Raw genomic sequence first — 16387 nt, forward strand, 5'->3', positions numbered from 1 at the left:
GGGCGGGTATTTGAATAATATCGATAATCTGTACAAGACCCTTCTCGATGAGATTGCGGACGGAGTCTATTTCGTGGACACCGAAAAACGTATAACTTACTGGAACCATGCGGCAGAATCTCTTACGGGTTTCTCCAGTGACGAGGTTCTGGGCAGGCACTGCAGCGACAACATACTTATGCACATAGACCGGCAGGGGCGAAACGTCTGTAAGGATCGATGTCCCCTTGCTTTAACCCTCCTTGACGGCGAGAAACGTGTCTGCGAGCTTTTCATGCACCATAGCAAAGGTGAGCGCATCCCTGTGGAATCCTCCATAACAGCCATACGGGACGATTCGGGAAAGATAATCGGTGCCGTTGAGCTATTCCGTGACAACACCCACTCCCTTAAGCAATCCAAGCAGATCAAGGAACTGAAATCCGCCGCACTCACCGACCCGGGCACCAAGATCGCCAACAGAAGATTCCTCGAGATGAAGATCTCAACCTCCTTTGAGGAGATGAAAAGATACAACATACCATTTGGCATACTCTTGATAGATTTGGATAACTTCAAGCAGGTGAACGATACCTTCGGCCACGACACAGGGGACGATATCCTCCGTGCTGTGGCAAGAACCCTGAGCGCAAACTGCCGATCTACCGACCTTGCCGGACGCTGGGGTGGCGAGGAATTCCTTGTTGTTGTAACCCATGTTGACAAGGAGGAGCTTAACGCCATAGCCGATAAGATGCGCCTGCTCATCAAACACAGCTTTATCGAAAAAGACGATATGACAGTAAGCGTTACAGCGACCATTGGAGGATGTCTCGCCGCAAAAGACGACACCGCTGAAACCCTTGTTAAACGTGCGGATGAGCTTCTGTATTCGGGCAAGGCGTGGGGTAAAAACAGAGTTGTAATCTAAAAACACTGTGTGTATCATCCAGAATGATATACGCAGACAGAATACCTCAGGACGCCTCGCCCATAGGGCACACGGCGAACTACATCAAACGGAACTCCCTCACGGGAAGGGACTGCATGTGCATTCTTCCCACAGGAAGAAACACCCGCTCACTCGCAAACAGGCTATCAAGCTCAAAAGACTCGCCGGACATATATAACATATCCGACTTTTACCGATACCTATTCAAGATACCCGCACCCCTCGTGCCGAGCGAGCTTCGAAGCTATTACCTGCGTAAAGCCGCCCAAAGACTCAAGGCGGATGAGCAAACCGCCCTCTTCAAGAAGGAGGAGCCCTCCTTCATGGACGACTTCATATCCTTCACCGGAACCGGCACCACCTTCCACCGATTCTTCCGTGAGCTTTCCGCAGAACATATAACCCCGGAGGATCTCCGCAAAGCCTCCCTTTACACAGATTATGAGCGTGAAACCGAGCTCCTCCACGTCCTTCTCGGGCACTACAGGGATATCCTCGGAGAGAACGGGCTTTGTGATGATATGGATATACATGAAAACCCCGTTGTCGATGAACGCTGGCTGAGCAGATACAAAAAGGCTGTCATACTCATTTCCGGCTATCTCACCAGACACGAAAACAGAACCCTTGCAGAGCTCGGAAATCAACTCGAACTGCACATTATTTTTAATTTCTCAGGCTCTAAAACATGGAACCACAAAGAAACGGAACAAGCCCTCGCCATAGAGATCCCCGAAAGGGATCAGGTACCCCTCCCCCCTGTAACCCTATCCTCTGCGCCCACAGCTGCCGAGGAATACGAAAGGGTTATAGCGGCGGTTTACAGTTATATGGAATCGGGAACCGAACCTGAAAAGATAGCCGTACTCCTCCCCGATGAATCGATGAAAGAGATGTATCTACAGCACGACCCCTACAACCTCTTCAACGTATCCGCCGGTATGGATGCCATATCCTTCGAGCCACTGCAGATAGCGGAAACCATCGCCGAGGCCCTGGAGAAGTCCACAGAGAGGGGACTGCCCATCGAATCGGCGATGAAGATTATTCGCCAGCCCGCTTGCAGCAAACTTTTCGGAAGCATCGGCATTGAGCAGAGGGTTCTGAAAAGGATGGAAAACGGCGCACTCTTTGTCTCTGCAAAGGATCTGACGGCTGTCCCCGCCGTAAATGATACCATCGGGATCTATTTCGCAGAGGATGAGGCGGAGCTTTCCATGGCGGCATACATGATGATCACCTCGATTAAGGCCTTCAAAAAGATCCTCGATTCCGACAGGGAGATTCAACACGCAAATACAGTGATAACTGAGCTACAGCGGCTGAGAATCATATATTCCGCCGCTAATGACACCTTTCCTCTGTATGTTTGCATAAGACAGATACTTACCTCCCTCTCAGGCGTTCGCTTCCACCATCCGGGGGGGCCGGTAACCGTTATGGGGCTTCTGGAATCGAGGAATATGAAGTTTGATGCGGTCATCGTACCCGGAATGAATGCAGATACTTTTCCTCCGGTCAGTGAAAAGGATCTGTACCTCAATACAGAGCTCAGGCAGAACCTTAAGCTCCCCACCTTCATGGATAGAGAACACCTTGCAATAAACTATCTGGATCAGATCCTCCAGCGGAGCAAAAGTGCACAGCTTATTTACAGGGAACAGGGGGATGCCCACTTCCCAAGCCCATATATCGAAAAGCTGAGAACATCAAGAAAGCTCGAAACGATACAAAGCCCATACGGCGGGGCTCTCCTGTTTGGCAAAAAAGGGAGAAGAGGATACGAGGATATCGACACCCTCCCCCCTGTTAAGGATATTAAAGAGAGGCTCAAACGGAAAAAGATCAGCGCAACAATGCTTCAGGATTATCTGGATTGCACTTTCCGCTTCTGCCTTAAATATCTTTACGGACTCAGGACACCACCCGAGCCTCTGCACAAGATACCAGCGTATGAGTATGGTAACGCTCTGCACACGCTACTTGAACATATCTTCAAAGATGATATCGACTACTCACCCGAAGAGCTTCATAAGCTTATAAAGGAGGGCTTTCTCAAAAGTATGGCAAGATTCGATGCCTACAGCGCAAGCCCAGTGGAGCAATTCAAGTCTGAGATGACCGCCGAAGGATTGGTGAGCTTTGCTCGTAATGAGGCAGAGCGAAGACGGGAGGGGTGGAGAACCATCGAGTTTGAAGAGAAATACGAGGAGGAGCTATTCGGCTTTCCCTTCAAAGGGATCATCGACCGGATAGATCAGTCGGCGGATCATACTATTATCGTTGATTACAAGTTTTCAAAGAAAGATGAGAACTCAAAGGGGTTTGACCCGGAGAACCCAAAAGAAATCCAGATGCCCCTCTATGCACTGTTGTATGAAAAACGTCACGGTAAACTCCCCGATGGAGTTTTCTGGTATGAACTGAAGAACAAGTACAACCTTGTGAAGGCCTTTGACATGGCAGATATTGAACTGTTCAAAGGCTTTATAGAAACAGTAATCGGACGTATGACAGATGCACAGCAGGAGTTTACCAAAACAGAAAAAACAAGCCGTTGTCAGTATTGCGACTACGCAGACATCTGCGCAAGGAGCAGAAATTGAAAGCATTAAGAACAGATAAAAACATTGCCCTCGTTGCCTCTGCGGGAACGGGGAAGACATACAACCTTGCCTTGAGGGTTATAAACCTTCTAATGAACGGGGCGAGACCCCACGAACTTCTATGTATAACCTTCACAAACAAGGCAACGAATGAGATGAGGGAGAGGATCCTGCGCAATATTGATGATATTATCAACTGCTCATCTGTGGACATGATCAGTGAAGGCAAGGTGCTCATGGAGCTAAACTCACTGGATTCTGAAGCATTAAAGGCCAAGCTTTCCGGTGTCCGTGATGATGTGCTCGAAAACTTTTCTTCATTGCGGATAAAGACGGTCGATTCCTTCGTTAACCTAATCCTCACGCTCTTCCCCTTCGAAGCGGATATACGCCCCGGCTATACCGTTACAACTGATCAGGAGCTTGATGAGTTGCGGGAGGAGGCCTTTTTCGAAACGTTCCAGGTTTTCCGTGAGGAGAACAGAAACGTCCTAGAGAGTGCGTCTGTCGGTTTGGATATGAATGTTTCAAGCTTCCCTGAGACTCTGCATACTCTGGTGAAGAAGCTGGAATCAAGCTCCACCTCCTCCAGGGCCCTGCTCGCAAAGTATTATGCAGAACCAGGTGAGCTTGCGGCCATCTGCGAGAATGCGGGTCACGTTGCAGGAACCGCTGTGGAGCATGTTAAATCCTTCGGCACAATAATGAAGAAGGAAACCCTCAACAAAAACCAGCAGAAACAGATAGACAAATTCTGCCGTCTATACTCCATAAATGAAGTGGTTAAGATCCAGTTTTTTCTGAACGGAGATATCCAAAGCGGGTATTATAAAAAGTTCGTATTCGATGATGCACACATGTACATGTATGATAGCATTCATAGCAGCATAACACGTTTCCTTGAACTCAGGAACGAGATAATGACCAAGCTTGCCGTGAATTTCTTCGGCAAATACAAAGAGCGGCTAGAGTCAAAGAAGAAGGAAGCAAACACTCTCTCCTTCACCGATATAACAGATAAGGCCTACGAACTCCTTGTGGAAGGCTCCCTTGGTGGTGATAAGGACTATCTCTATTTCCGTCTGGACGGCAGGATCCGTCATATACTTATCGATGAGTTTCAGGATACCAGCCTCGCCCAATGGAAGATTCTGGAACCGCTCGCCTCAGAGGCAATGGCGGGTATAGGCCAAAAGGACGAATCAGGCTCATTCTTCTTCGTTGGCGACCCGAAACAGACCCTTTACCGTTTTCGGGGAGGTGAGCCGGGTCTTTTTGATAGGATAACCGATTCCTTCCCAGATAAGATCGAACGGCAGGAGCTGGATGTAAACTACCGGAGCAGCAGAGCCGTTATGACTGCGGTAAACGAACTCTTTTCGAGTATCAACGATTTCAGCTATACTATCCAGAGCTCCCATCGTGAGAACGAAGGATATGTTGAAATCACTGAGAGGGATAAGGATTCAGACATAACAGAATACTGCATAGACAAATGCCACGAACTCATAGAGGCGGGCTACTCCCATGGCGACATAGCAATTTTGGTGGGGGATAATAAGAAAGCAGCTACAATAACAAACGAACTTAAGCAGGCTGGTATACAGGCAAGAAGTGAATCGAGTGCGACCCTTGACAAGAGTCCGGTTTCCCTCGTTCTAAGGGCGGCACTCTCCTATCTAAGCAAAAGAGATCCATTCAGCCTTTATGAATACCTCATGCTTCCACCCGCAGAATGTATGAGTGATCAGGTGTCCAATCCCGCATATGTAAAGAACACAGTGTCTATGTTTGATTCTTTATCCGAGGAGCTGGAAACAAAAGCGGGGTTGTCTGTAATAACCTGCATAGTAGAAGCCCTCAACCTTGCCGACAGATTCGACAACGACCCAAACCTTCTGAAGATTATAGACATTGCGGCATCCTTAGAGCCATACAGAAACCTCGATATTATTGCAGAACGCCTTGAAAAACTCTGCGCGGTTGAGAAGCTTGTGAGCAGTTCTCAGAATGAGGCAGTAACACTAATGACAATACACAAATCCAAGGGACTGCAGTTCCCTGTGGTATTGCTTCCTGAACTGAACATTGGCATGAGGCCGGATTCTAGAAAATCCAAGCTTTTCTTCGGATCAGATGATGGAACTTCCGTTCCCGACAAGGTTTTTATAATGCAGAGCAGGGAACACAACGAACTCATGGGAAATGATTATCTGGAGGCTTTTGGCCACGAAGAGAAAGGCTACTACAGAGACAAGCTTAACCAGCTTTATGTGGCTATGACAAGGGCTGAGGATGAGCTTTACATATCACTCAGCGAGGGTGATAAAAAGGACAACTTGGAATCAATTATCAAAGAGAAGCTTGGAGGAGACTATATCTGCGGCGTTAAAGGAGCTCCGGACAAGAGCCGAATGGCTGTCAAGCCCTCCTCCAAAACAGTGGAACAACCTATCCCCTTGGCAGAGCCGGAGGAGGAGGTAACAGAATCCATTGACGACCTCCATGGTGAAACCTTCGGAAACGCCCTGCATGAAGCTTTGCAGAAGATGACAACCTTCACTCCAGACGAGATCGATGAGATTAAAGACTTCATTCTGCGCAGATTCTATCCTGTCTTAAAAGCCGAGGACACGGCAAGGATAGCGGATTACCTCGATATTATCATCAATGATCACTTGTTCACTTTATTAATTAATAGCTCTGAGATCTTTCAGGAAAGGGGTTTTATGCATGGCGGAAAGTATCGTGTTATAGACTTCTATGCTGTTAAGGATGATAGAATAATCTGTATTGATTTCAAAACCGGCGAGATAGACGAACAGAAACTTCAACTTTATTCCGAACAGCTTAAAGAGTATGCAGTAATACTTGGGGATGTTTATAACCTTCCCGTAGAGACAAGTATTGCCTCCTTCTCCGGCGGCGAAATTAACTGGATAGAAGTATAATGTTTGAGCAGGGTCCGATCCGTCCTCCTAGTGAAGCGGAGAGCCTCTTTATACGTGTTGTTCGCAACTGTCCATGGAATGCCTGTGCGTTCTGCCCGGTTTATAAGGGTGAGAAGTTCTCAAGACGCTCTTTTGCTGATATCAAATCGGACATTGACAATGTTAATAGAATGCTCCCAGCCGCCGCAGTTGCCCATGAAGAAGGAAGCCTCAGGGCCACCTTGAAGACTCTTAAGGAAGCGGATAAGCATCCGTTTTATGCCGCATGCAACTGGCTCTCTGGAGGTATGAAAAGCGTATTCCTACAGGATGCTGACAGCCTGAACGCAAACCCTGAATTGCTGGAAGACGTTCTACGGTATCTAAAGGAAACCTTTGAGACTATCGAACGGATAACTGCATACGCAAGAAGCCGAAGTGCGGCGAAGTCTAAACATATGAAATCCTTCGCCGATGCGGGACTGAACCGTATCCATATCGGCATGGAAACAGGATCAGATAAAATACTTGCACATATGAACAAGGGCTGCAATAAACAGCATCATATAAACGGAGTTGGAAACGCAAAGGATGCCGGAATGCAGGTATCCCTTTATTGGATGCCTGGCCTTGGCGGACTCAAAGACAGTATGGAGAATGCCGCAGAGTCGGCAGACGTTATTAACAAATCCACCCCGGATTTTGTCAGACTTCGCACTGCGGCAGTACCTCCAGACACACCTCTGGAGGAGATGGCGAAGGGTGGGGAATATACACGCCCTTCGGATGAGGCAATAGTCAGAGAGATAAGAAAATTCATCGAGGAATGCAGATCATACTTCATTCTCAAGAGTGATCATATATTAAACCTACTCCCTGAAATAGAGGGAACCATGCCCGATGATAAGCAAGATATCCTCGAATCCATAGATCGATTTCTCAACGCACCCGAGGATCTGAGGCAAACCTACATTATTGCCCGCAGACTCGGCATCGTTTCAGGCTTCGCTTCAATGAAGGATCCTCTCATCCACCAGAATGCGAAACAAAGCGCACAGCAGGCTCTATCCCAATACCCGGATTTTGACTCCCTCTCTCGGGAACTGGTGAAACGGTTTATATAGAATTTATCCTTTCGGAGGATAAGGGTCATTCCCGTGGCTGTCGGAACGCTGGATTTTACCGTCTTTACCATGTACCTGAAGTTCAGTTCCCTGGTTTTTGCTGATTTCACGGCCAAGATTCTCTGCTTCTTTCTTTGTATCAGTAACATGACTCGGTCTTTCATCACCATCACGCTTAACTTGCCAACCTCCAGGATGCTTCATTACTCTGTGAGTATCTCTTTTTGGCATTTTTCACCACCTTTATTCATTTTATGTATATATTAATCACTTATCATGACATTTCAAATACTTTTTGAATGTTGACTTTATCCCGTATGAACTGTAATTATTACTCGAATAATTAATGGGAGTTTTTTTGAAACTTACTACTCAACCTAAAAAGGTGATTGCGTCCGGCCGGTAATGCGCATTTCAGGCGTGTTATCGGTTTAATATTCGTTCACTAAGAATATTTTACGGAGGCAATAATGAATTACGATCTTCAACAGGGGCGAATATCCTTCGCTTCCCACGGCAAATACACTGTAATATGCGGCAGTGAGGAATACCTTGCTGTCCTGCGTGGAAAACACATCTATACCAGCGCATAACCCCTGCTGTCGGGGATTTTGTACGCTTCACACCCAACCAGCACGGCGAAAGTATAATCGATGAGATCCTGCCCAGAAACAGCTGGATCAAACGTAAGTCCGCCGGGCGAACATCCGATGAGAATGTGCTTGCCGCAAACGTGGACTTCATGCTCATCGTAACGCCGGTAGACAAAACGTTCAGCATACGCAGGATCGAACGATTTCTCGTATTAGCCGAATCTGGCAGAGTACGTCCTGTGATAGTAATCACAAAGTCCGACATCTGCGATCCGGTGGATATGGCCGTAAACATCGGCAGTATCGAAGAGATAACCGATGCTGAGGTCATCGAAACCAGCTCGGTCAGCGGGCTTGGCATAGACAGGCTGCAATCTATGATGACGGCCGGAAAGACATTCTGCGCCGTCGGCACTTCCGGTGCGGGCAAGTCCACCCTGCTCAACCGGATTGCCGGTTCAGGCGTCGCCGCCACCTCAGACATCCGCTCCAAGGACAACAAAGGGCGCCACACCACCACAGGGAGGCACATGTACCGGCTCGAAGAGGGAGCATGGTTCATCGACACACCCGGCCTTCGAGAGGTCGGCATAACCGATGATACAGAGGCAGTGGAGGACACCTTTCAGGAGATAAAGGCCCTCGCCCCCCAATGCTTCTTCGCAGACTGCACCCATAGCCACGAACCATTATGCGCCGTTCTGGAGGCTGTGAGCGATGGACGGATTAAACCTGAGCGTTACGAAAGCTATATGAGACTGCGCAGGGAGAGCGAAAACCACGCACTGCGCACCCAGCACAGGTTAGAGAAGAAGCGACAGGATAAGAACCTCAGCAAGCGTGTTAAGGCGGCGGGCAAACGCAAGAAACGATTCTGAAAAATTCATAAAAAGCCCCCGAAAGGGGGCTTCCTCGATTAATAACAGAATTGCATGCCCGACTATTCGATTTCTCTAACACATTTTACACACTTGGCATATATTAGGGATTCATATCAAATAATAAGGATTTGCCGATGCACTTCGCCCTGTTCACGTTCCTGATTCTGTTCTCATACGTATATATCAGCCTCGTGCTGTTCATGCCCTACAGCGTGCTCACAAAGGCGTTCTCCGGCGTACTCATTATTCTTATATGCCTGAAATTCATTATATACGAGAAGATTGGCGGTTTCTTCATCGCACCGGATTTCCCTTCAACCCTGATACTGCTGATGGAGATAATGTATTCGACTGTGGTTATCATGCTCTTCCTGCTCGTAGTAAAGGATATTTACCTTATTACAGCCTGGGGTGCAAAATATATGGGGCTTTCGAACCTGCCTGCTGTGAGCCCTGTTGTACGTAATAATGTTATCGCCGGGGCGGCGTTTCTTCTCGCCCTGTTAGGCACTTATAATTCGATGAAGGTTCCGGATGTTAAGACTGTGGAGGTAAAGATCAAAAACCTTCCGGCGGAACTTGACGGCCTGAGCATCGTTCAACTCACAGACATTCATATCGGCCCCCTCCTTAAAAAGGATTGGCTCGAGAAGGTTGTTGATAAAACAAACGCCCTTGAGCCAGATATTATCGCCGTTACGGGTGATATTATAGACGGAAGCCCCGATGAGCTGGCAGAGGATATCGCACCGCTAAAGGATCTGCGGGCGAAGTACGGAGTCTACGGTGTTCACGGGAACCACGAATATTACTTCGATGACACTGTCTGGGGTCCGGTATTCGAAGGTTTCGGGATCAAAATGCTGGAAAACGAGCATGAGGTTGTGCCGGTTGAGGGTACGGAGATCGTGTTAGCCGGAGTCAACGACAGGAAGGCATCAAGGTACAACCGCCCTGCCCCGGATATTGAGAAGGCGCTGAAAGGCTCACCGGAGGTTCCAAGAATTCTTCTTGCCCACAGACCAGAATTCTATTCAGATAAGGTAGATTTGCAACTCTCCGGCCACACCCACGGCGGCCACCTTTTCTTCATGAAGCCCCTCGTTGGGCATTTCAACGGAAACCTCGTAGGCGGCCTGTACAGAACCGGCGATACCGCACAGCTTTACCTAAGCGCCGGCACAGGCATTTGGGCAGGCTTCTCCTGCCGCCTCGGAGTAGACTCAGAGATAACGAGGATTCTCCTCAGGGGTGAGTGAATATAACTGCCTATCACTTATGTTTTGATCATATGTACACCTGATATCTAACCACCTATTATCCGCTTAAGCTCCCATTCTAGGCCTAAATCACTTGCTACTGTCTCATATTAGACTATATTCTTATTATGGTCTACATATGGAGGACGCTATGGCTAGAGCGAATGACGCTAACCAGGATACTGTCACCAACAAGGAGATGGCATCTGCCGGTTTCAAAGCATTTCTGAATATAACAGATAAATGGGGGCTAACCGTAGAACAGCAGAGAACACTGCTCGGGGGTATACCCATATCTACCTTTCATAATTGGAAAAAACAGGATAAACTAAATCTGGATAAGGATAAACTTGAACGTATATCATACATACTGGGGATCCACAAAAGCCTTCGAATACTCCATAGGGGAGATTCCGTGTACAACGTCATTAAAAGAAATATCCAGAACGACTTCTTTAACGGAGAAAGCCCCCTTGATGTAATGCTTGGCGGGCGTGTTATGGATCTCTATCATGTAAGAAGGTTCTTTGATGGTCAACGAGGATGGTAGATAGATCAAGCATAGACATCACAGGATTTCGCATAATACCCTCACGCTACCCTTCTATCTGGCTGTTCGAGGATGTTTCAAATCCAGAAGAGTTTGATGCTTTATACAAGCTCGAATCGATGACAAACCCCAGAATTTCCGAAGAAGTCGGTGATATCACGCTGCTTTCAAAGGATGAACAGGTATTCGGCGAAGGCACCTCCCCCATTATGGCGGCTTTCACTCATATAAAGCCAGAAGGTGATAGGTTCACTGACGGCTCCTTCGGAGCGTTTTATGCATCGGACTCTATAGAATGTGCCGTGTATGAAACAGCCTATCACCGTGCGCAATATTTTGCGTCAATCAACGAACCCCCTTGCGAGATCGAAATGCGGGTCTATACGGCAAATATCCAAGGGGCACTGGTTGATATAAGAGATCTTGACAGATACGGGGATTATCACAACAAGGATTCCTATGGAGAGTCACAGCGATTCGGAAGGGAACAGAAAGATGCCGGTGAATTTGGAATAGTCTATTTGAGTGTACGATACGACGGCGGTACAAATGTGGCCGTCTTTCGCCCGAAAGGTGTTATAAACAATTGTAAAGAATTGAAGTATCTGAAATATCAGTGGGACGGCAAAAAGATCACCAACGTCTATGAAATCTCCGGTGCTAGGGTTATATGCTACAGGAGCTAGTTGCTGTAGTACCCCCTAAAATAGGGAAGGGGGTGCATCACTGCACCCCCAGGACAGTATTTCGTGATATAGAATCACGCTTTCGACGCCGTAGTTTGCTTTTCCTCCGGCCCTTGTTTGTTCATAACCTGCAAACAATCAGCAGGCGGCCTTCGGTGGAACCTCCTATTCGAAGTCCCGAAACTTCCAGAGGAGCTCAAGTATCCTTCGACAGAAAACCGGAGTAACCCCCCTGCCGGAGAGCCTTTTCATCCTCTCCATCTGGTATCCGACATATTCCCCAAAACTCAGCCCGGGTTCTGCGAATACGTTTCCGTATTTCGTCTCACCTTCTGCGGCCATCTTTGGGAGCGAAACAAGGATAAAGTACAGGTAGTCCATCTCCTTTGAGTTCACATCCTCATCATAGGCCATCTCAACAAATCTGCCTATAACCTCGGCTGGGAAAACATCGGGGAACCGATACACCCTGTCGCAGAAAACCAGTTCCCGCAGGGCGGGGATCCTCGCCGCTTTCCTTTCCTCTGCGGCGGCAGTAAGTACATTTCCGGGCACTTCTGCGGCTTTCATAACCTTGCTCCTATTTCTTATTCAGAAGCTCTTTCGCTTCTGGACTTAATAGAGCAGGTTACGTGCCAGTTTTTTAAGGAAGTTTTTTCCATGATCCGGGGAGATCCAAACTCCCGGGGAAAAGATCTGCAACTTGCAGTAAGGAAAGAATTTCCGGGATCAGAAACCTTTGCCCTGATCCCGAATATCTTGAAATTGATAACCGTCCTCGCAAGCATATTGAGAACGCACACGGCCGGACAATACTGCCAACCGCTTATTTTTGTATACGAAGGGTACAGACCCTTCTATTTCAGAGAGACATAGTTCTTGCACTCTTTAAAACCCTCTCAATATCCCTTTTGAGCCTTCGGAGAACTGCCGCATTTTCGCTTTTATCGCTGATTAGCTCACTACACTTAGAGGCAACATCTTCCAGCCTCTCCAGCGGAGCGGGATCCTTACTTGAAGGTGTTTCCCTTTTCTTCTCAGCCATTTTATCCTCTCCTGCTGTCCTACCAATCGGCGTGATTAAACACCTCTTTAGCTATTATAAAGATTTGCAATAACCATGCCACGCCCTGCAGCCGTAACTACCTGATAAAAAGGCCTATGAAGGTTTTATCTGATACTTTATTCCCCAAGTTTTTTCATAACAGAATCAACCTTTTCGTCCATACCGGGCTCTCTGTCCCTCCGGTAGTCCACCTTTACGGAGACGGAGATCCTGTTGCAGTCGCTAAGCTCCTCCACAGCCTGCCCGATAACACGGAACACATCGTCTATCTTCTCCCCCTCAACGATCGTACCCATGGGGGTAAGCCGCCAGCCAAGGCCGGATTCCTTAATAACCTTTACAGCTCTGGACACATACTGGGACACGCTCTCATCCTTGCCCAGGGGTGTAATGGATACATACGCCATTGCGCTCATTTTCTCCTCCTGTTTAGCTTTTTAATGATATTACTACCGATATGGTGCAGACTAAAGAAAAATCAGCCCTTTTGTTCCATAGGTACAGCTACATTGAAGACCGCCCCGATACCGTCGTTACTGACGCTTATGGAGCCCTTGAACTGATCCTGAATGATGAGTTTTGAAATATACAGACCAAGGCCTATCCCTTTCCCCTCTTCCTTCGTGGTGAAATAGGGGTCGAAGATATTCTGCATAGCTTCCTCGGTGATCCCACCGCCATTGTCGGAGATGCTGACCCTGAGCATCTCATCCGATATCTCTGTGCTTATGCTTATTATGCCGTGTTTTCTCTCCCTCTCACGTATAGCATCCATGGAATTAAGCACGATATTCTGCAGAACCTGCTTGAAGTCCCCTTCATTACCGTAAAGTGCGGCTTTCTCGTTGATACATGGGGGGAGTTCGTAGGAGTTTTCGCAGTTGTACTCCTTCATATCGCAAACACAGTTTATGGAATAACGTATACCGTAAAACTCAAGCTGGGCATGGAGAATGCGCATAATAACGCTGATGGTCATAACAGGGTTAAAGCGCTCCATCTCTTTATCTGAATGGAAATAGTTTCTGAAATCATCAATGGTTCCTGAAAGATGCCCCACAATAGACATAAGGCTTTCGGAATACTCCCTGATCTCCTCATCATTGAGAAGCTTCTCATGCCTATCATCATAGAGTATCTGGTGCAGGAGGCCTATATTATTGAGGGGCTGTCTCCATTGATGGGCGATGGCGTTTATCATCTTGCCCATATCAGAGAACTTCTGCTGCTGCATAAGGAGCTGTTCCTGCTTGAGGTTTTTGTCCATCTCCTCCTTAACACGCCGCTGAAGGTTCTCGTTCAGATCCTTAAGCTCCCTCTCCATCTCTATGGTTCTGGTTACATCCTTGCAGAATCCGATATAGACATTATCCTGAATCCTCAATGCACTGACAATCATATAAAAGTATGAGCCGTCCTTCCTTTTGAAGCGGAGCGTATCCTCAACACTCCCCGTCTCCATCATCTGCATGGCAGCATTGCGGGCTCGTTCTGTGTAGTCCTCGGCAACGATATCAGGGATAGACATGCTGGTAAGCTCATCACTTGAATACCCCATAACACTGACAGCAGCATGATTCACCTCAATATATCTCCCCTCTTCATCGGCCACAAAGATGGGGTCAGGGGCATTATTGATGTAGGTGCGGTACTTCTCTTCGCTCAGCCTCAGCTCTGCGGTTTTAATTTTTAACTCATGGGCGGTCTTCTGAAAGGTTTTGGTAAACTCCCCAAGCTCGTCCCTGCTGTTGTGGATAACCTCAAAATCGTAGGTCTCATCCTCAATGGCTTTGATTGCGGCATTCTGGTTCTTGAGAAAACGTTTGAAATACCCTCTGATGCCCGCCCAGTAGACAAGGGCTAGAACTACCGCGGAGAGTGCTATCAATGAGGAAAAGATCGTAATGGTAAATATCTTCCGTCTGTTATGCTCGTTGAGGTCATCGATAAGTTCATCGGTAAACTGAAAGAATCCTGCAGAGGAGCTCTCCATAAACTTTACCCTGTCCTCCTGTGCAAGATGGTTAAGGTACTTCTTTTCAATGCTTTTAACCAACTCCTCCGTCTGCCGTAAAATCTCACTATCTGGAGCAGCCTCTGCTATAGCCATGAAATCCTCCTTAATCTTCGGCAGGAGGGAGAGTTCATTTTGCTCTATAAAATACCCGGAGTAGTCCGTGAGCCTGTCAATGGAATCACGTAAACCACTACTCCCAGCATGGTGCATAAGGATGTGAAGCCTTTCTATACCACTGTTCACAGCCTTGTTCAGTCCACCTTCATTCCTATTCAGGTCTATAAGCTCCAGAAGTGCTTTTTCATAGTTCTTGAGATGGAAGCTGAAGCTGTCGAAGGATTCCTTCAGTTCCGGGGCACTGAAACGTTCCTCGTTCCTTAGCTTTTCAGCGTAGGCTTTGACATCTGCAATAACAGCCTGAGCACTATGGGCATTAACCTGAGTACCCTTCTCATCAGTTTTAACCAGAAGCTGGAGCCTAGAAAGCTGAACAAGCTCATCCCGGAAGGAGAATACCAGATTCATACTGTCAAGGGTCGCACTCTGCATGCGGTACACCGCATAGATATTTAAGGAGGAGAACAATGTGAGAGCAGTCAGAGTAAAGAAAATCCAGAAAACTTTTCTAGACAGCGACATCGTTCCTCCACACTATTCACTGAAGAGGATCTCATTCAAGGACCCCTCATCTAGCGCCCGCTTGACTGTTCCGGTAAGGAGCCCGTCATCGGCCATAATCTCTGCCCAGATATTCACACCACGTATGTAGGACTCATCAAGCCCCTGCCTGTAGTCTATATTCGGAACCGATGCCTCCTCCACCTCAACGGAGGTTCCAAGCCATTTGGAGACATAGGCAGAGCTCTCATAGGGGTTCTCCTTTATGAAGACTGCCGCCTCTGCGAATATCTCTTTGAGATCCTCAATGATCTCGAGGTTTTCAGCGATAAAGTCCTCTCTGGAGGCCAATGCACAGCAAGGGTACTCATTCCATTTATCCTTGGGGGGGAGCTCGGTGAGCTTTGATATAATCCTCGCATCACCAGAAACCACAGCCTCTGCAGGAAATGGCTGCATAACCACAAAGAAGTCGATAAGACCGTTCCTCATTGCAGGGAGCAGATTCTTTGCCCCGTGGAGATTCATGAGAACAACCTCATCCCCGCTGTTTTCAACATCCCTTGAGAAGGATATTCCGTTGAGCTCCAACGCCTCCTCAAAGATTATATTCTGGACCGAATACTGGATCTTGTAACCCACCCGGACGGGCTCTTCACTCTGCTTGATATACTGCAGAAAACCTTCCCAGTCCTCAACAGGCAGTTCTATATTCCCCACAAGGGCAGCCCCGCCAGTATTAACAGGAGCTATTATCCTCATAGGACTTCCAGAGTCTATCATTTTAAGGATAGCGGGCACACCGCCGAAGGTTACATCCGTCTGCTTCTCATGGAGCTTTCTGATAAGCTGCATCCCGCCTACGCCGGAGTGGATCTTTACGATCCCTTTCTCTTCACCTTCGGAAATCAGCACATACTCCTTACCGGAGACCCGCTCTTCAAGATACTTACCAAGCTTCTTTTTGAAGTATGCAGGGTTCTGTACTGCAACGTACAGGGGGGCATGGTGGTCATGGGGTGCATGGCCGATGCGGACAACAGGTGTCTCTGCATCCTTACAGCCGCTGAGAACAACTGCTGAACAAACTACGACAATAAACACTGCTAAACGTTTCATAATTGCA

Annotated in this window: 15 protein-coding genes; 9 read left to right on the forward strand and 6 right to left on the reverse strand. The window is 47.6% G+C overall.

The window, feature by feature from the left end; all coding sequences use genetic code 11:
• Positions 1-10: 10 nt before the first annotated feature.
• The 4 genes from K300_RS0104035 to K300_RS0104050 are packed head-to-tail and all read left to right on the forward strand — an operon-like array spanning position 11 to position 7591.
• On the forward strand, positions 11-910 hold the full coding sequence (locus K300_RS0104035; RefSeq protein WP_022850384.1) for a sensor domain-containing diguanylate cyclase: 900 nt from the start codon (positions 11-13) through the stop codon (positions 908-910).
• 23 nt (positions 911-933) lie between these two features.
• A complete protein-coding gene (locus tag K300_RS0104040) occupies positions 934-3537 on the forward strand; it encodes a PD-(D/E)XK nuclease family protein (protein WP_022850385.1) in 2604 nt (867 codons plus the stop codon).
• Positions 3534-6488 carry a UvrD-helicase domain-containing protein gene (locus tag K300_RS0104045; RefSeq protein ID WP_022850386.1) on the forward strand — a complete coding sequence of 985 codons (2955 nt, stop codon included), beginning with the start codon at positions 3534-3536 and terminating at the stop codon, positions 6486-6488. Before K300_RS0104040 ends, K300_RS0104045 begins: the two co-directional genes overlap by 4 nt.
• On the forward strand, positions 6488-7591 hold the full coding sequence (locus K300_RS0104050; protein WP_022850387.1) for a radical SAM protein: 1104 nt from the start codon (positions 6488-6490) through the stop codon (positions 7589-7591). Before K300_RS0104045 ends, K300_RS0104050 begins: the two co-directional genes overlap by 1 nt.
• Positions 7592-7594: 3 nt before the next feature.
• On the opposite strand, the gene K300_RS0104055 is transcribed toward K300_RS0104050, so the two are convergent.
• On the reverse strand, positions 7595-7822 hold the full coding sequence (locus K300_RS0104055) for a DUF2188 domain-containing protein (RefSeq protein ID WP_022850388.1): 228 nt from the start codon (positions 7820-7822) through the stop codon (positions 7595-7597).
• 239 nt (positions 7823-8061) lie between these two features.
• On the opposite strand from K300_RS0104055, the gene K300_RS17040 reads away from it, so the two are divergent.
• The 5 genes from K300_RS17040 (at position 8062) to K300_RS0104075 (ending at position 11560) form a co-directional block, all read left to right on the forward strand.
• A complete protein-coding gene (locus tag K300_RS17040; protein WP_283804752.1) occupies positions 8062-8184 on the forward strand; it encodes a hypothetical protein in 123 nt (40 codons plus the stop codon).
• Positions 8181-9062 carry a ribosome small subunit-dependent GTPase A gene (rsgA, locus tag K300_RS14510; protein WP_283804757.1) on the forward strand — a complete coding sequence of 294 codons (882 nt, stop codon included), beginning with the start codon at positions 8181-8183 and terminating at the stop codon, positions 9060-9062. Before K300_RS17040 ends, rsgA begins: the two co-directional genes overlap by 4 nt.
• Before the next feature lie 137 nt (positions 9063-9199).
• Positions 9200-10324, forward strand: coding sequence for a metallophosphoesterase (locus K300_RS0104065; protein WP_022850389.1), 1125 nt, complete (start codon positions 9200-9202; stop codon positions 10322-10324).
• Positions 10325-10475: 151 nt separating this feature from the next.
• Positions 10476-10874, forward strand: coding sequence for an antitoxin Xre-like helix-turn-helix domain-containing protein (locus K300_RS0104070; protein WP_022850390.1), 399 nt, complete (start codon positions 10476-10478; stop codon positions 10872-10874).
• Positions 10868-11560, forward strand: coding sequence for an RES family NAD+ phosphorylase (locus tag K300_RS0104075; RefSeq protein ID WP_022850391.1), 693 nt, complete (start codon positions 10868-10870; stop codon positions 11558-11560). The genes K300_RS0104070 and K300_RS0104075 overlap by 7 nt, the downstream gene beginning before the upstream one ends.
• A gap of 165 nt (positions 11561-11725) precedes the next feature.
• Here the strand turns inward: K300_RS0104075 and K300_RS0104080 are convergent, their stop codons facing one another.
• The 5 genes from K300_RS0104080 to K300_RS0104100 form a co-directional block, all read right to left on the reverse strand.
• Positions 11726-12130 (reverse strand): hypothetical protein, encoded by a 405-nt coding sequence (locus tag K300_RS0104080; RefSeq protein WP_022850392.1) that lies wholly within the window; start codon positions 12128-12130, stop codon positions 11726-11728.
• Between the two features lie 292 nt (positions 12131-12422).
• Positions 12423-12605 (reverse strand): hypothetical protein, encoded by a 183-nt coding sequence (locus K300_RS0104085; protein ID WP_022850393.1) that lies wholly within the window; start codon positions 12603-12605, stop codon positions 12423-12425.
• A gap of 137 nt (positions 12606-12742) precedes the next feature.
• Positions 12743-13042, reverse strand: coding sequence for an MTH1187 family thiamine-binding protein (locus K300_RS0104090; protein ID WP_022850394.1), 300 nt, complete (start codon positions 13040-13042; stop codon positions 12743-12745).
• A 62-nt stretch (positions 13043-13104) separates the two neighbouring features.
• Positions 13105-15282, reverse strand: a complete 2178-nt coding sequence (locus K300_RS0104095; RefSeq protein WP_081646878.1) for a PAS domain-containing sensor histidine kinase — start codon at positions 15280-15282, stop codon at positions 13105-13107.
• 12 nt (positions 15283-15294) lie between these two features.
• Positions 15295-16380 (reverse strand): ABC transporter substrate-binding protein, encoded by a 1086-nt coding sequence (locus tag K300_RS0104100; RefSeq protein WP_022850396.1) that lies wholly within the window; start codon positions 16378-16380, stop codon positions 15295-15297.
• Positions 16381-16387 lie beyond the last annotated feature (7 nt).

The sequence above is a fragment of the Limisalsivibrio acetivorans genome (assembly GCF_000421105.1).
In the GTDB taxonomy this organism is placed as follows: Bacteria; Chrysiogenota; Deferribacteres; order Deferribacterales; family Geovibrionaceae; genus Limisalsivibrio; species Limisalsivibrio acetivorans.

Excerpts from the sequence above, each read along its gene's own strand:
- K300_RS0104080 (WP_022850392.1), bottom strand. The coding sequence starts at position 12,130 with ATGAAAGCCGCAGAAGTGCCCGGAAATGTACTTACTGCCGCCGCAGAG.
- K300_RS17040 (WP_283804752.1), top strand. The coding sequence starts at position 8,062 with ATGAATTACGATCTTCAACAGGGGCGAATATCCTTCGCTTCCCACGGC.
- K300_RS0104100 (WP_022850396.1), bottom strand. The coding sequence starts at position 16,380 with ATGAAACGTTTAGCAGTGTTTATTGTCGTAGTTTGTTCAGCAGTTGTT.
- K300_RS0104070 (WP_022850390.1), top strand. The coding sequence starts at position 10,476 with ATGGCTAGAGCGAATGACGCTAACCAGGATACTGTCACCAACAAGGAG.
- K300_RS0104090 (WP_022850394.1), bottom strand. The coding sequence starts at position 13,042 with ATGAGCGCAATGGCGTATGTATCCATTACACCCCTGGGCAAGGATGAG.
- K300_RS0104040 (WP_022850385.1), top strand. The coding sequence starts at position 934 with ATGATATACGCAGACAGAATACCTCAGGACGCCTCGCCCATAGGGCAC.
- K300_RS0104050 (WP_022850387.1), top strand. The coding sequence starts at position 6,488 with ATGTTTGAGCAGGGTCCGATCCGTCCTCCTAGTGAAGCGGAGAGCCTC.
- K300_RS0104065 (WP_022850389.1), top strand. The coding sequence starts at position 9,200 with ATGCACTTCGCCCTGTTCACGTTCCTGATTCTGTTCTCATACGTATAT.
- K300_RS0104095 (WP_081646878.1), bottom strand. The coding sequence starts at position 15,282 with ATGTCGCTGTCTAGAAAAGTTTTCTGGATTTTCTTTACTCTGACTGCT.
- K300_RS0104075 (WP_022850391.1), top strand. The coding sequence starts at position 10,868 with ATGGTAGATAGATCAAGCATAGACATCACAGGATTTCGCATAATACCC.
- K300_RS0104055 (WP_022850388.1), bottom strand. The coding sequence starts at position 7,822 with ATGCCAAAAAGAGATACTCACAGAGTAATGAAGCATCCTGGAGGTTGG.
- K300_RS0104085 (WP_022850393.1), bottom strand. The coding sequence starts at position 12,605 with ATGGCTGAGAAGAAAAGGGAAACACCTTCAAGTAAGGATCCCGCTCCG.